The sequence below is a fragment of the Butyricicoccus pullicaecorum DSM 23266 genome, from assembly GCF_900167005.1.
Taxonomy (GTDB): Bacteria; Bacillota; Clostridia; order Oscillospirales; family Butyricicoccaceae; genus Butyricicoccus; species Butyricicoccus pullicaecorum.
Genome location: NZ_FUXW01000017.1, coordinates 31,905 through 45,996, shown reverse-complemented (window position 1 = coordinate 45,996; position 14,092 = coordinate 31,905). Strand labels below are relative to the sequence as shown.

General features: G+C 53.4%; 9 protein-coding genes. 5 read left to right on the top strand and 4 right to left on the bottom strand.

Going from position 1 to position 14,092, the window contains the following annotated elements; translation table 11 throughout:
• Window positions 1–392 precede the first annotated feature (392 nt).
• On the top strand, window positions 393–4,361 hold the full coding sequence (locus B5D52_RS14390; protein ID WP_051113187.1) for an S-layer homology domain-containing protein: 3,969 nt from the start codon (window positions 393–395) through the stop codon (window positions 4,359–4,361).
• A 166-nt stretch (window positions 4,362–4,527) separates the two neighbouring features.
• Window positions 4,528–6,078 carry a zinc-ribbon domain-containing protein gene (locus tag B5D52_RS14385; protein ID WP_016148521.1) on the top strand — a complete coding sequence of 517 codons (1,551 nt, stop codon included), beginning with the start codon at window positions 4,528–4,530 and terminating at the stop codon, window positions 6,076–6,078.
• Window positions 6,079–6,335: 257 nt separating this feature from the next.
• On the opposite strand, the gene B5D52_RS14380 is transcribed toward B5D52_RS14385, so the two are convergent.
• On the bottom strand, window positions 6,336–7,712 hold the full coding sequence (locus B5D52_RS14380) for a sodium-dependent transporter (protein WP_016148520.1): 1,377 nt from the start codon (window positions 7,710–7,712) through the stop codon (window positions 6,336–6,338).
• Between the two features lie 394 nt (window positions 7,713–8,106).
• Here B5D52_RS14380 and B5D52_RS14375 point away from each other — a divergent pair, with 394 nt between their 5' ends.
• From B5D52_RS14375 to B5D52_RS14365, 3 genes are all read left to right on the top strand, one after another.
• Window positions 8,107–8,826 carry a hypothetical protein gene (locus B5D52_RS14375; RefSeq protein ID WP_016148519.1) on the top strand — a complete coding sequence of 240 codons (720 nt, stop codon included), beginning with the start codon at window positions 8,107–8,109 and terminating at the stop codon, window positions 8,824–8,826.
• On the top strand, window positions 8,823–9,539 hold the full coding sequence (locus B5D52_RS14370; protein ID WP_016148518.1) for a queuosine precursor transporter: 717 nt from the start codon (window positions 8,823–8,825) through the stop codon (window positions 9,537–9,539). Before B5D52_RS14375 ends, B5D52_RS14370 begins: the two co-directional genes overlap by 4 nt.
• Window positions 9,540–9,787: 248 nt before the next feature.
• Complete coding sequence (locus tag B5D52_RS14365) at window positions 9,788–10,762, top strand: LacI family DNA-binding transcriptional regulator (RefSeq protein WP_016148517.1); 975 nt, start codon at window positions 9,788–9,790, stop codon at window positions 10,760–10,762.
• Between the two features lie 44 nt (window positions 10,763–10,806).
• Here B5D52_RS14365 and B5D52_RS14360 read toward each other — a convergent pair whose 3' ends face one another.
• The 3 genes from B5D52_RS14360 to B5D52_RS14350 form a co-directional block, all read right to left on the bottom strand.
• Window positions 10,807–11,565 carry an acyl-CoA dehydratase activase gene (locus tag B5D52_RS14360; RefSeq protein ID WP_016148516.1) on the bottom strand — a complete coding sequence of 253 codons (759 nt, stop codon included), beginning with the start codon at window positions 11,563–11,565 and terminating at the stop codon, window positions 10,807–10,809.
• A 1-nt stretch (window position 11,566) separates the two neighbouring features.
• Window positions 11,567–12,718 carry a double-cubane-cluster-containing anaerobic reductase gene (locus tag B5D52_RS14355; protein WP_016148515.1) on the bottom strand — a complete coding sequence of 384 codons (1,152 nt, stop codon included), beginning with the start codon at window positions 12,716–12,718 and terminating at the stop codon, window positions 11,567–11,569.
• 242 nt (window positions 12,719–12,960) lie between these two features.
• A complete protein-coding gene (locus B5D52_RS14350; protein ID WP_016148514.1) occupies window positions 12,961–13,968 on the bottom strand; it encodes a LacI family DNA-binding transcriptional regulator in 1,008 nt (335 codons plus the stop codon).
• Between the last annotated feature and the right edge of the window lie 124 nt (window positions 13,969–14,092).

Sequence of the window (14,092 nt, the reverse complement as noted above, 5' to 3'; positions counted from 1 at the left end):
CAGAGGCAACCACGCCGGAACCCGAATGCACTTGCGAGATCCAGTGCACCGAGGGAACGGTTGCCGATTGCCCGGTATGCAGCGCAGATGGTGCAGACCTTGAAGCGTGCAAGGGTACAGAGCCGACTCTGCCGGCACCTGAATGTATCTGCGATACCAAGTGTGTAGAGGGCACGGTCAATACTGACTGCCCTGTTTGTAGTAGAGATAGTGCAGACCTGAGCAAGTGCACGGGCGAGGAGGTTATTCCTGAGCCTGAGTGTAGCTGCAGCACTCTTTGCATCGAAGGAAATGTCAATGCAGACTGCCCTGTTTGCAGCGCGGATGGTGCAGACCTTGAAGCGTGCAAAGGCGCAGAGCAGACTCAAGAGCCAGTGCTCTTGGGAGACCCAATGGCAGAGATCGGCTCTTATGGTAGCTTGACGCAGGCAATTGCAGAGGCTCCAGATGGTCAAGATACAACGATTCAGCTCACTGGTGATATTAGGGAGTTTACCCAAACCATTGAAATCCCTGCGAATAAAATCATCACCCTGGATCTGAATGGTTATACGATTGCATGCGTCCCTGACGCAGAAATCAGTGCGATTACAGTTGAGGGCACCTTGACGCTGATTGATACCAGTACGGATGGAAACGGAACCATTACAGGCGGTCAGGGTGGCGGCGATGATTCACGGGACAAACCCAACTTTGGCGGCAGTGTTTATGTCTCGTCCGATGCCATATTCAACATGAAAGGCGGCCATATCAGCGGGAACAACTACTCTGACCTCATAGGTGGTTGCGGCGTGTATGTGCATTGGAATGGCACCTTCAATCTGTCTGGCGGCTATATTGAGAACAACATATTAAACAAGCCTTCATCTTCCTATAATTTCGGCGGTGCAGGAGTTTTGGTCCAGGGTGGAACCTTTAACATGACCGACGGAACCATTCAGGAAAATGCAATTGAAAGAACTGGTACTTCTCTGCAGGCATCTGAATTCGGCGCTGGCGTGCTTATTAAGAGTGTAAAAATTGGTGGTACTACATACAGCGCTACATTCAATATGAGCGGCGGTGAAATTACAAATAACCGAGTCAACAATTCAACAGGTGCCGGTGCCGGTGTAGCTGTAGGTTGCATGTATAATGAAGCAGACTCCTCCACATTCACCATGACCGGAGGCCGAATTTCCAATAATACGATTGATGCATTTGGACTGAGTACAAGCGGCGGCGGTGTTTTTTGCGGCGGAAACATGAATATTTCCGATTCTGCTGTGATCAGCGAGAATACCGCAACATCCACCAATTCAGAAGGTTATGGCGGTGGTGTGTATTGTACTCCTTTTGCCGTCCTCAACATGTCAGGCGGCGAAATCACACAGAACACTGCCACACGCAAAAATAGTCCTACGAGTGGAGATGGTGGCGGTATATACATTAGCGGCGACAATAGTAGTTCAACTGGTGGGGCAGAACAATACGCTTTCTTTACCATGACTGATGGAGAAATAACAGAAAACAGCGCCGGCGGATTCGGCGGCGGCGTGTGTTTTGTGAGTCGTGCGAGAAATAATAGTTATTCTGAACCACCAAAACCATATAATTTTATCATATCTGGCGGTGACATCACTGGCAATACCGCGGGTAAAATGGCCGGCGGTATTTATTACAACGGCGACCTGTTCCAACGCACCGGCGGAAAACTTTGTAACAACACGGCTGGTAACGATGGGGACGATATTATAATTGATACAGATGCCTATCCACATTGCATAGAACTTGGGGAGGTCGGAGATGATTGGACTTTAGGCTGTGGTCATTCTGTTGACGGCTGGTATATTGATGGAGACGCAATTCATGGTACCTCCGATATTCAGAGATGGAACGCCACGGTAACAGACGGAACCAACACATCTTATTGCAGACCGAAATCCTCCACCGGATATGTGAAGGGATTCACCAGATTTGCTCAACGTGAAGCCTATGCAATCAAGGCAGCCCATGGCAATCTCGCGGTCAGCTATTTCCCTTTGAAATATGACCAGGCCGGCGAAGGCGAAACCTATCCGATGACCGCAACAAGCCAGAGCTTCAAAGAAAATACCAAAGTTCTTTTGCAATTGGACGGCGGAACATTGGCTTCGCAAACCGGCGGTTCTTATAATAGTGCGGACAACACCTGGACCATTACCATGTCTCAGGCCATTACGGTCGGGCATCCCACAAAGGATGGATACTATTTTACCGGCTGGCAGGTGGTGACAGGTTCTGGTTCTTCAGAGTATGAGCTTGTTTTGGCTCCCCGCTGGATCAGCAAAGATTCACTGGGCACCATTACTGTTCGATTCGATTTGGACGGCGGAACAACAACAGATGGAAAAGAGTTTTTTGAAATCCAAGTTACCCTACCGTATGAAAATACAAGATTGGACAACATCGAAGCCATCGACACTGCAAAGGACACACCGATAACCAAAGCGGAGTTCATTTTTGATGGTTGGCGGCAAGTAACAACCGGAGATGACGTTTATACACAACCCAGTATCAGTATTGAGACGCCTCCAGACGCTGTGGTCGTCTATCAGGCGATTTGGGAAGCAGATACGAAGTATACCATTAACTTTGACAGTCAGGGCGGCACGCCTGTCACTGACAAAATAGGGTTTTATCAGTCGGAGTTAGATGGCGACGAGAATCAAATTGCACTGTACAAAGAACTGCAAGCGTTCAACCGACCCGTACCTACTCGTCCGGGATATAAACTGGACTATTGGTATTTCGACCTGCTGGAGTATTGTGTTGACAACAACTTGATAGAGGAAGACGATAACATCGTAGTTAAAGCCCAGGCTGCACGCACTCAGGCCAAACAGAAGTATGCCGCCGGTCAAATTACGGAAGCCCAGTATTGGGTAGAAATGGAAAAAGCATATTACTACAACATTGATGCCTGGATCGACGCAAATGAACCCCTCCTTAGCGAGGGTTTACAAAACCTGGGTTTAGGCTCGGAGCTTGGATATGGTCTGGGATGTTATTTGGCGTTGCGGAATTTCTTCGAAACAATCCCATCGATTACACTCACCGCAAAATGGACGATCGTTGAGTATACTTTGAGCTATAATCTTATGGACGGAGTTGGTGCAGAAGGAGTAGACTATGCATCTAAGGAATATACTGTAGAAGATGAAGTCGAAGTATTAGCAGCGCCGACAAAGCAAGACTACGTCTTTACTGAATGGAATACAGCCGAAAATGGCTCAGGTACACAGTATCATCCGGGAGATCCGATCGTTGTCTCTGCGGATATTACGCTGTATGCACAATGGAAAAAGGAACAATATCAGCTCACTTATGTATCCAACGGCGGCACAGAATATCCGGCTGAGAACTATGATAAGAATACAGAGGTTACGCTGGATAAGATTCCGACCCGAGATGGATATACATTTCAAGGATGGTACGTGGATGAAAGTTTACAAATAGTGATTAAGGAAATCTATATGGATGATGACAAGACTGTTTACGCCAAGTGGAAGAAAAATTCAAGTGGCGGTGCCCAGCACCCCGAGTACAAGCCAGAAGATAAGCCGGAAGAAGAATCGGAAGAGGAGATCGTCGAAGAAGATGTGCCTCTGGCAGAAACCCCGTGGCTGAACACGGAAGATCACTATGCGTACATCATCGGCTATGCTGAGGATGGAACCGTTCGTCCGCAGTCCAATATCACCCGCGCAGAGGTTGCAACTATCTTCTTCCGTCTGCTGACCGACGAAGCGCGTGACCAGTTCTGGTCGACTTCCAACAACTTCTCGGATGTTACTGCGGATGCCTGGTACAATAATGCTGTGTCGACTATGGTCAATGCTGGCATCATTCAGGGCTACGAGGACGGTACCTTCCGTCCGAACAATAACATCACTCGTGCGGAGTTTGCAGCAATCGCATCGCGCTTCATGTCGTCGGGATACGATGTGGAGAAGGATCTGTTCTCGGATATCGCCAGCCACTGGGCTCGCGAGAGCATCAACGATGCAGCCATGACGCAGTGGATTCACGGATATCCGGACGGCACCTTCCTGCCGAATAAGGCAATCACTCGCGCTGAAGCTGTGACCTTGGTCAACAACGTACTCCAGCGCAAGCCAGACGCAGATCACATGCTGGACAGCATGATTAAGTGGCCGGACAACATGGACACTTCTGCTTGGTACTATGAGGCCATTCAGGAGGCGACCAACTCGCACGACTACGACCTGTTCGAGGGGGCTGAGTACGAGACTTGGACAGCACTTCAGGAGAACCGTGACTGGGCCGCGCTGGAAAAGGATTGGCTTAACGCGCACCGTACCGGTGGCGAAGTCATGTAAAACTAAATGGGGGAACGGAAGCATTATATCATGCTTTGGCGTTCTTAACTTGGAGAGAGGTTGACCTTCGGGTCAGCCTTTTCCTATAACAGCCAAGCATCTCCTAATAACTGGAAAAAGAAAAGAATAGAATAAGTCAAATACTTTTTCCGATGGAGATGATTGTATGAATGATGCACCAAGAGCACCCAGCCGATATCTTACGGACAAGCAGAAGCAGTGGCGGAAAATGCACCCAAAGGAGAAAACCTTGCTGTCCGAATTTCCCGAGTTGGCTGCGCAGTGGAACTATGAGAAAAACGAAGGATTAACCCCAGAAGATGTGGCCCCACACTCCGGTAAAAAGGTTTGGTGGAAATGCAAAGAGGGGCATGAATGGCAGGCAACCGTCAACAGTCGAGCCAATGGGACTGGATGTCCATATTGCGCTGGGAGACAGGTGATTTCGGGCTATAATGATTTGGCAACAAAGGCTCCGGATCTTGCATCTGAATGGCACCCGTCAAAAAACGGTGCGCTGACACCAGAAGATGTGACGTTGTACGCCAACAAGAAGGTTTGGTGGCAGTGTAAAAAAGGACACGAATGGCAGGCAAAGGTAAATAATAGAGCCAACGGAACAGGGTGCCCGTATTGCTCTGGCCAGCGAGTCTTGGTTGGGTATAATGATCTGGAGACAAAAGCCCCTGAGCTTGCGGCACAGTGGGACTGTGAAAAGAACGGTAAGCTGACACCAAGAGATGTAACGCTACATTCCGGTAAGAGAGTTTGGTGGAAATGTTCGAAGTGTGGCTGTGAATGGAAAGCAGCTGTCAGTGATCGTGTGATCGGGACGCAGTGCCCGGTATGCAGTGGGAAAATGATTTTGCCGGAAGCTAATAGTTGGCAGGCGCTTCGACCGGAATTGGCAGAAGAGTGGCACCCAACCTTAAACAGAGATCTTACACCGGATCAGGTAACCATCGGTTCCAAGAAAAAAGTCTGGTGGAAATGCAAAGGGGGGCACGAGTGGCAAGCGTCTATTTGCAATCGTAAAAAGGGATCTGGTTGTCCGTATTGTGCGGGAGAGCGTGTCATTCCGGGAAAAACGGACTTGGCAACATTGTATCCAGATATCGCTGCGGAATGGCATCCAACCAAAAACGGAGCACTGACACCAGATCAGGTCATGCCGGGAGCCAAGCAAAAAGTCTGGTGGCGCTGTGTGAAGGGACATGAATGGGAGGCTGCGGTGTATAGCCGAACAAATGGAGTAGGGTGCCCTTATTGCAGCAGGAAAAAAGTAATGCCTGGGGAAACGGATTTGGCCACCACACATCCGGATTTGAGTTCCGAATGGCATCCGACTAAAAACAGGCCACTGGCTCCGCAGGATGTTTCGGCAGGATCGCACAAACTGGTCTGGTGGCAGTGCGAGCAAGGGCACGAGTGGCAAGCGCAAGTAAAGAGTCGAGTCCGAGGAAATGGATGTCCATACTGTGCTGGGCGGCGTGCCATTCCGGGAGAGACCGATTTGCAGACGCTGTGTCCCGAAGTTGCCAAAAAGTGGAACATGACTAAAAACGCTCCCTTGACCTCGGACAAGGTTAGCCGTTACAGCAATCAGAAAGTGTGGTGGCAGTGTCCGGTATGTGGGCACGAATGGATTGGGCAGATCAATAAGCAGAGTACATCTTACTGTCCGCACTGTGAAGGCTGGGAACAGCGGCCAGTCTGATTAGTGGTAAAAGAAAAGAGCATCTTCTATCCGACTGGGAAAGAAGATGCTCTTGATTTTTATGCAAGCATGTGCATGATAATAAGAGAACAACAAGCTCAAAAGCGAGAAAATCAGCGATTTTCGTTTTTTAGTTCTTCGGAAAACCTATCGTTAAAAATCGAGAAAATCAAGTATTTTTCACTTTGGTTTTGCGGGAAAATATTCTCGTTTCCGAGGAAAAGAGCGTTTTTGATACTTGAGTTCAGATTTGTGCATTATACGGTAATAACGCCGAAGAACTTCAGAATCTCGGTTGCCAGAATCATGAGCAGCATGACCGGAGCGATCCAGCGCACCATGACAACGAACAGCTTCTTGCGGCGGAAGGTACCCGAAGTTTCAACCTCGTCGATGACCATCTTCGGCCCAACGATGTGACCGACCAGAATACAGGTCAGGAATGCAACAATGGGCATCATGATGGAGTTGGAGATAAAGTCGAAGAAGTCCAGGAACGCCATGCCGAGCGGAGCGATTGCTGCGAGCGGGCCGTAACCCAGGCAGGACAGCATACCGAGCAGCAGAACGCCGATGGTAACCAGAATCGCTGCGGGCTTGCGTCCGATCTTGGCCTTGTCGACGATGATGGAAACGATGGTCTCCATCAGGGAGATGGACGAGGTCAGCGCTGCAAGCAGTACGAGCAGGAAGAAGACCGTGCCGATGACGTTGCCGAAGAGCATGGACTCGAAGACCTTGGGCAGAACGCCGAACATCAGACCTGCGCCAGCCGACTCACGGACGAGCGAGGTGTCGCCGCCGCTGAATGCGACCATTGCGGGAATAATCATCATACCGGCGATAATTGCGAAGCCGGTGTCAAAGACCTCGATCTGGGTGACCGAGTGCTCAAGCATGTTGTCCTTCTGCATGTACGAGCCGTAGGTGATCATAATACCCATTGCCAGAGACATGGAGTAGAACAGCTGACCCATTGCAGCCAGAACGGTGTAGATGGAGAAGTCCTCCATGCGGGGCAGCAGGTAGTACTTGAGGCCGTCGATTGCGCCCGGGATGGTCAGCGAGTAGCCTGCGATGATGATGGACAGGATGACCAGAACGGGCATCATAACACGGCTGACCTTCTCGATGCCCTTTTCAACGCCGAACAGAACAACGGTTGCGTTGATGAGCACGTAGATGACAAACCAGGTGACCGGAGTGCCCAGGATACCGGGCAGAGAAACCGCAGTGAAGCTGCCGAAGTAGGAGTCGGAAGCGGTTTCCAGACCGTTGCCGGTCAAAAACTCAGCCAGATACTTCATAACCCAGCCGCCGATGACACAGTAGTACGGCGTGATGATGACCGGGACGAGCGAAGCCAGCCAGCCGAGGAAGCCAAAGCGCTTGTCGAGCGAGCGGTAAGCGCCGATGCAGGACAGACGGGTCTTGCGTCCGATGGCGATCTCAGCGATCATCAGCGTGAAGCCGAAGGTGATGGCCAGAATGATATAGACCAGAAGGAAGGTACCGCCGCCGTACTTTGCGGCGAGGTACGGGAAACGCCACAGGTTTCCGAGACCAACGGCCGAGCCAGCCGCCGCAAGGACAAAGCCGATGCGGCTGGTAAAGCTGCTGCGTTCTTTTTTCATTTACAAACCCCCATACAAAAGAATTCCATAGATCGGTAATGTACTCTATTATTCCATAAAACCTGAAGAATTTCAATCGCTTTTCGCGAAAATTTTAGGTTTTTTAGCGTTTTTACCGAAAAAATTACTTTTATTTATCAAATCCACCGTTCAGACCGCAAAAATTCCATCATTGACAGGAGGTGCGTGCATACGGTATACTGTGAAAGTTCAAAACCACATAAGACAGTTCGTAACCATCCTGTCTCTAAACAAAACTAGGACGTCCATGCGCTGCGGGTACAAAACCTGCGGAGGTCATGGTTTTTTGCTGTCGCGCAGCGGGAGCAAAAAGGGGATGGTGCGCTCTCTTTTGGGGAACGCACTTTTTTATTTCAGGGAGGAAAGCGTAAACATGGAGGACATGATTCGCTACTCGGTCATCACCGAGAAAAACCCGCGCGAGATCGTGCTGCTGCGCGGCTTTGGCTGCGCGTGGAAGAAGTGCACGTTCTGCGACTATCATCTGGACTGCTCGCCCGATGCAGCCGAGAATTTTGCGCTCAACCGTTCGGTGCTGTCCGAGGTCACCGGTCAGTATGCCCGTCTGGAGGTCATCAATTCCGGCTCGTTCTGCGACCTCGACCAGGACACCATGCGCGAGATCGAGCAGGTCTGCGCACAGAAGGGCATCCGCGACCTGCACTTTGAGTGCCACTGGATGCACCGCAAGGAAATTCCGGCGCTGCGCGCACGCTTTGCCGCACTGGGTATTCAAACCCATATTAAGATCGGTGTCGAGACCTTTGACCGCGCTTACCGCGAGGACATTCTGCACAAGGGCATCGGCGTGAGTGACCCGGCTGTGATTTCCGAGCTGTTCGACGAGTGCTGCCTGCTGTTCGGTCTGAACGGTCAGACCGCAGCGTCCATGCGCAACGACGTCGAGACCGGTCTTGCGCACTTTGACCGCGTGTGCATCAATATTATGGTAGAGAATACCACGCCCATTCATCCCGACCCGCAGGTCATCGCGGAATTCTGCCGGGAGATTGCGCCGCTGTATCAGGACAACCCGCGTGTAGATATCCTGATGGAAAACACCGACTTTGGCGTAGGAGGCAGTGCACAATGACGAATGAAATTTTGCTGATCGTATCGCTGGTCGTACTGTACGGCAGCGTATTGCTGTTTTACCGTCTGTTTGGCCGTACCGGCCTGTACTGCGTGACCGTCTTTGCCACTATCGCGGCCAACATCGAGGTTTTGCTGCTGGTCAAGGCGTTCGGCATGGAAATGACGCTGGGCAACATTCTGTTTGCCATGACCTTCCTTGTCACCGATATTTTGTCCGAGAACGACGGCAAGAAGGCGGCCAACCGTGCGGTTGCCGTGGGTGTCGCGACCAGTCTGCTGTTTTTGCTGGTGTCGCAGTCCTGGCTGCTGTACATGCCGAGCACGAGCGACTGGGCAAGACCGGCATTTGAGCAGATTTTCTCCAACACGCCGCGCATGCTGCTGGCGTCTCTGGTCGTTTACGCCATCGCGCAGGTATTCGACGTGTGGCTGTACCACGCATGGTGGAAGCTCAGCACGCGCAAGAGCGGCGACAGCCACCGTTTCCTGTGGCTGCGCAACAACGGTTCGACCTTAGTCTCCCAGCTGCTCAACTCGGTGCTGTACACCGCATTGGCATTCTGGGGCACCTACGACGTGCCCACGCTCATCAGCATCGTGCTGTCGAGCTATGTCATCTTCATCGTCACCTCGCTGGCAGACACGCCAATCGTCTACCTTGCGAGACGGATGAAGGAGCAGGGACAGATTCCCGAATCTCCCGTACTTTGAGACCGGTTTTGTTTCTCGAACCGCATCGAACATGCAAAACAAAGCAAGATCGACCGAAGGCAGGGTGCAAACCCTGCCTTTTTCCTTGGAATCGCCCGGCAGGGGATGAAATTTTTTGTAATAGCGGATGGCAAAATATGGTATAAAAGGCATTGACAGCCAAAAGATGAAACAGTACAATGGAAAAAAGAGCACTTTCCGGTTGGAACAGAGGGAAAAAGAGAGATTTCAAGGAAGGTGGAGAGAGTATGGCGGCTACGATTGCTGATGTGGCGAATTTGGCGGGATGTTCGATCACGACGGTGTCCCGTGCGTTCAGCGTGCCCGAAAAAGTGCGTCCGCAGACCCGGGAACGGATTTTGCAGGCGGCCGAGACGCTGCGCTATTCTCCCAATGCGATCGCCCGAGCGATGGTGCATCAGCGCAATCATAACCTTGCTTTTGTGGTAGACCCTTGGCAGTATCCGATCATGGATGCGTTTTACGCCGAGATCGCCGGAGCGGTGCAGCTCGAGGCCGAGCAGCGGGGATATTGCGTCTATACGACCGCGTCCGACCGCCGCGAACTGTTTATGAAAAAACGGGTGGACGGGGTCATTCTGGCCGGACGCGCGGACGAGGGATTGCTGTCCGACTTGCGCGGACAAGGCATCCCGGCTGTGCAGATCAACGACCGACCGGTCAGTGACGACGTGCCGTCGATCACGACAGACCATTATCAGGGTGCGTGTCAGGCGCTCGAGCACCTGATTGCACAGGGACATACCCGGGTGGGCTTGGTGACCGATCGCCGCCTGGCGCGGCTGACCGACAGCCGCAGGGCATACGAGGACGTGCTGCATCGCCACGGCCTGCCGTTTCATCCCGCGTATATCTGTCCGGTCGAACCGCACATCGAGACCGCACGGCAGGCGGTCGATCGCATGTTGGCGCAGTCCGACGCACCGACCGCATTGTTCTGTATGAATGACTGTCTGGCAGTGGGCGCCATGAAAGCCGCGGTGAGGCGCGGACTGCGCGTGCCCGATGAGCTGGCCATCATCGGTTATGACGGCAGCAGCCTGTGCCGTGCGACCGAACCCGAGCTGTCCAGCGTCCGGGTGGACGGCAGCGGCATGGGGCGGCGCGGTGCGCACATGCTGATCGATTTGATCGAGGGTCGGCTGCTGTCCGAAAGCCGCGTGGTCATGCAGCCCGAACTGACCTTGCGCGGAACGACCTAAAAAGAAAAGCCATCCAGGTGCGATGCCCGGATGGCTTTTTTGCGTTATTTCATGCGCTCGGCGAGCAGGGACGCGCCCAGCGCACCGGCGAAATGACCGTCGGGGAGTGCCCGAACGGTGCGGCCTAACTTGTCTGACAGACGGGAGATAAAGTAGGGACTGTGACACAGACCGCCGGTCAGATAGATGTCGGGCAGGAGCGCCTGACGGGAGCACAGAGTCGCGACCTTGGACGCGACCGAGTCGACCACACCGGCTGCAATGTCAGCGCGGGGCTTGCCCTCACCGATGCAGCTGATGACCTCGGACTCGGCAAACACCGTACACAGCGCACTGATGGCCAGCGGCGTGCCCTGCGCCGCCAGTGCAAACAGCTCTTCCAGACCGACGCACAGACGGTTTGCCATGATCTCCAAAAATTTGCCCGTACCGGCTGCACACTTGTCGTTCATCAGGAAATCCGAGACCATACCGCCCTCGATGCGGATGACCTTGGTGTCCTGACCGCCCACATCAATGATCGTGCAGTCCGGGCTGCCGTGCGCCGCACCCGCGCGTGCGTGGCAGGTGATCTCGGTGACCATCTTGTCGGCAAAGGGCACGTTGCCGCGTCCGTAGCCGGTGGCGACCGTGCGGCTGTGATCGGGAGACAGACACACCCCGCCTGCGGTCAGCCGCTCACGGATGTTGTCCGCAGTCTCGCGGCTGCTCCAGCCGGTCGGCAGGATGAACTGCTGCGGATGCGCACCGCGCACGACCACCTTGGCCGCGGTCGAGCCGATGTCAATGCCAATGTAGTCCATATCAGCCCAGCATCTCCAGGAATGCGCCCAGACGGGTGGCGATCTGTCCCTTGTCCGCCTGCGAGTAGTCGGTTTCCAGACACAGATATGCCTTGCCCTTCTGCTCGGTCACATAGCGCTTGACCTCGTACGCCTCAATATTATAGGTATGGCAGGCCTGCAGGATGATCTCGATGACGCCGTCGACCTCGTACTGGTCGATCATGTCGCCAATGTCGGTCAGACGCTGCGGGTTGGGGCTCATGACCGAACAGGTGATATCCAGATACTTTTCAGCCAGCGCGTCCATGACCGGCTTGGTCTCGTCGACCTTGCGCAGCTTGTCGCGCAGACCGTTGCACGCGTCGAAGCAGACCACGTCTGCACCCATCTCCTCGACCGCCTTGATGATCTTGTCACGCACACCGGTGTTGGGGCAGCCGGTGACCAGCAGACGGGGACGGCGGCTCTCGGTGCCCTTGACGTTCTTTTCCCAGCTTTCCAGTACCTCGCGGGTGCGGGCTTCGATCTCATTGCAGCGCTCTTCCAGATCGAAGGAGAAGGCCGAAGCGTCCAGACGGGTGCCGATCTCGTAGCCCGACAGTGCAGCCGGGTTGAGCTTGCCCAGCTCCATAAAGCGCAGCATCACGTCGCGCTCGTGATTCTTGCGGCGGATGGCCTCACGGATGGCCTCGTCGGTGATCTCGATGCCGTAAAATTCTTCGAGCTGACGGCGCAGACGTACCATTTCGGCCTTCCAGCTCTCCAGCGCATGCGGTGCAACCTTGCTCGGCGGCAGCTGCATGACATAGGTCGGCTTGATCTCGTCGAGCAGCTCGAACATCTTGCGCTTGCCGTCGCAGGTGGTCTCACCGATGATGAAGTCGGAGAAATAGAAGTACGGACAGGTGTCGGTCAGCGCAAAGCCATAGCTCGCCTTGATGAGCGGACACAGATTGCGGGGCAGATGGGCCTCGGCTGCCGGGATGGGCTCCTCGGTGAACGCGCACAGACCGATCGGAATGGCGCCGGCTGCGTAGATGAGCTCGGTCGGGACGAACGAGCAGAACACGCCGACGACGCGCTGCCCCTGATCTTTGAGCGCCTTCATGCGCAGAAAGCCCGCCTTGCGTGCTTCGGGATAGGTTTCAAAATTTTTCGGTAAAGCAATCATGGATAAACCCCTCTCGCTCACGGATGGTGTGAGCCTTCTCGTTATTCTTTTAACAGTATAACGTATAGAACGGAGACTTGTAAATACGATTTTTCCATTTGACCAAATTCCGGCTTTTTTCACAAAATAGCCGTGCGATTTCTTACCAGTCTCACAAAGACCGGGGAGAATGGGGAAAATTGCATAAAAAATGCACCGACATTGCCTTTGTCGGTGCGTTTTTGCAGGTGATAGAGAAATTTTTATACCCGTCCGGTCGAGCCGCGCCACACGGCTTCACAGGACAGGGTGGTCTTGGGCGGGGTGTCAAACCGTCCGCGAATGTGGTCGATGAGCAGCGCGGCTGCGGTTGCACCTTCCTGGAAGGCGGGCTGGACGATGGTGGACACGGTCGGAACGGTCAGGTCGGCCCAATCGTCGTTGTCAAAGCCCAGAATGCCCAGCTTGTGCGGCACAAGACCGTGCAGCGGCTTGAGTGCGGTGAACACATTGGGCAGCAGCCAGCAGTTGGGGACGAAGATCAGCGTGCGCGGGGTCAGATCGTGGGCGTTGACCGCGGCGAGGATGTCCTCGGTTGGGGTCTGGGTGTCGATGATGTGCACATGGCAGGGGATGTTCTTTTGCGCGAGCGCATCCAGACAGCCCTGATAGCGTTCCTGACGGGAGGTCAGTACGTGCGGCGTGGCCGAGAACATAATGACCTGCTCGTAACCCTGATCGACACAGGACGAGATTGCGTCAAAGGTGGCCTGATAGTTGTTGGTGACGACCCACAGGGGCAGACCTTCGGGATTACTGTCGATGCAGACGACCGGGATACCGGCGCGCTTGAGTTTTTCGATGGATTCCTGCGGGTTGCCGTTGGGCTGCAGGATCAGACCGTCGACGTGCATGTCGATCATGCGGTCGATGTGCAGGCGTTCGGCATCCTCGTCGTAGTCGCTCGTGCCAATGAGGATTTGGTAGCCGCCGGTGCGGCAGACCTGGGCGATGCCCTTGACCAGACGATTGGAAAAATGGTGGGTGATATCGCCGATGAGCACACCGAGCAGACAGGAATGCTTGGCGGTCATCAGGCGTGCGGTGGTACTGGGACGGTAGTCGTATTTTTCAACGACCGCGGCGATGCGATTCCAAGTGCTTGCGGACATTTTTTCGCGTTTTCCGTTGAGAAAAAACGAAACGGTGGTCTTGGAGACCTGCGCTTCGTCCGCGACTTCCTGTATGGTCATTTTATGTTTAGATGACATAGAAATGCTCCTCTTCCCCATGGTTAAGTTCAGTATAACATATTCCGGACGGAAATACAAATTTTACAAATAAAATCGGTTGACAAGTTTAAAAAAGTTGTTATGATGAATATATAAACCGTTT

Coding starts and splice junctions, on each gene's coding strand:
- B5D52_RS14390 (WP_051113187.1), top strand. CDS start 393: ATGGCAGAGATCGGCTCTTATGGTAGCTTGACGCAGGCAATTGCAGAG.
- B5D52_RS14385 (WP_016148521.1), top strand. CDS start 4,528: ATGAATGATGCACCAAGAGCACCCAGCCGATATCTTACGGACAAGCAG.
- B5D52_RS14380 (WP_016148520.1), bottom strand. CDS start 7,712: ATGAAAAAAGAACGCAGCAGCTTTACCAGCCGCATCGGCTTTGTCCTT.
- B5D52_RS14375 (WP_016148519.1), top strand. CDS start 8,107: ATGGAGGACATGATTCGCTACTCGGTCATCACCGAGAAAAACCCGCGC.
- B5D52_RS14370 (WP_016148518.1), top strand. CDS start 8,823: ATGACGAATGAAATTTTGCTGATCGTATCGCTGGTCGTACTGTACGGC.
- B5D52_RS14365 (WP_016148517.1), top strand. CDS start 9,788: ATGGCGGCTACGATTGCTGATGTGGCGAATTTGGCGGGATGTTCGATC.
- B5D52_RS14360 (WP_016148516.1), bottom strand. CDS start 11,565: ATGGACTACATTGGCATTGACATCGGCTCGACCGCGGCCAAGGTGGTC.
- B5D52_RS14355 (WP_016148515.1), bottom strand. CDS start 12,718: ATGATTGCTTTACCGAAAAATTTTGAAACCTATCCCGAAGCACGCAAG.
- B5D52_RS14350 (WP_016148514.1), bottom strand. CDS start 13,968: ATGTCATCTAAACATAAAATGACCATACAGGAAGTCGCGGACGAAGCG.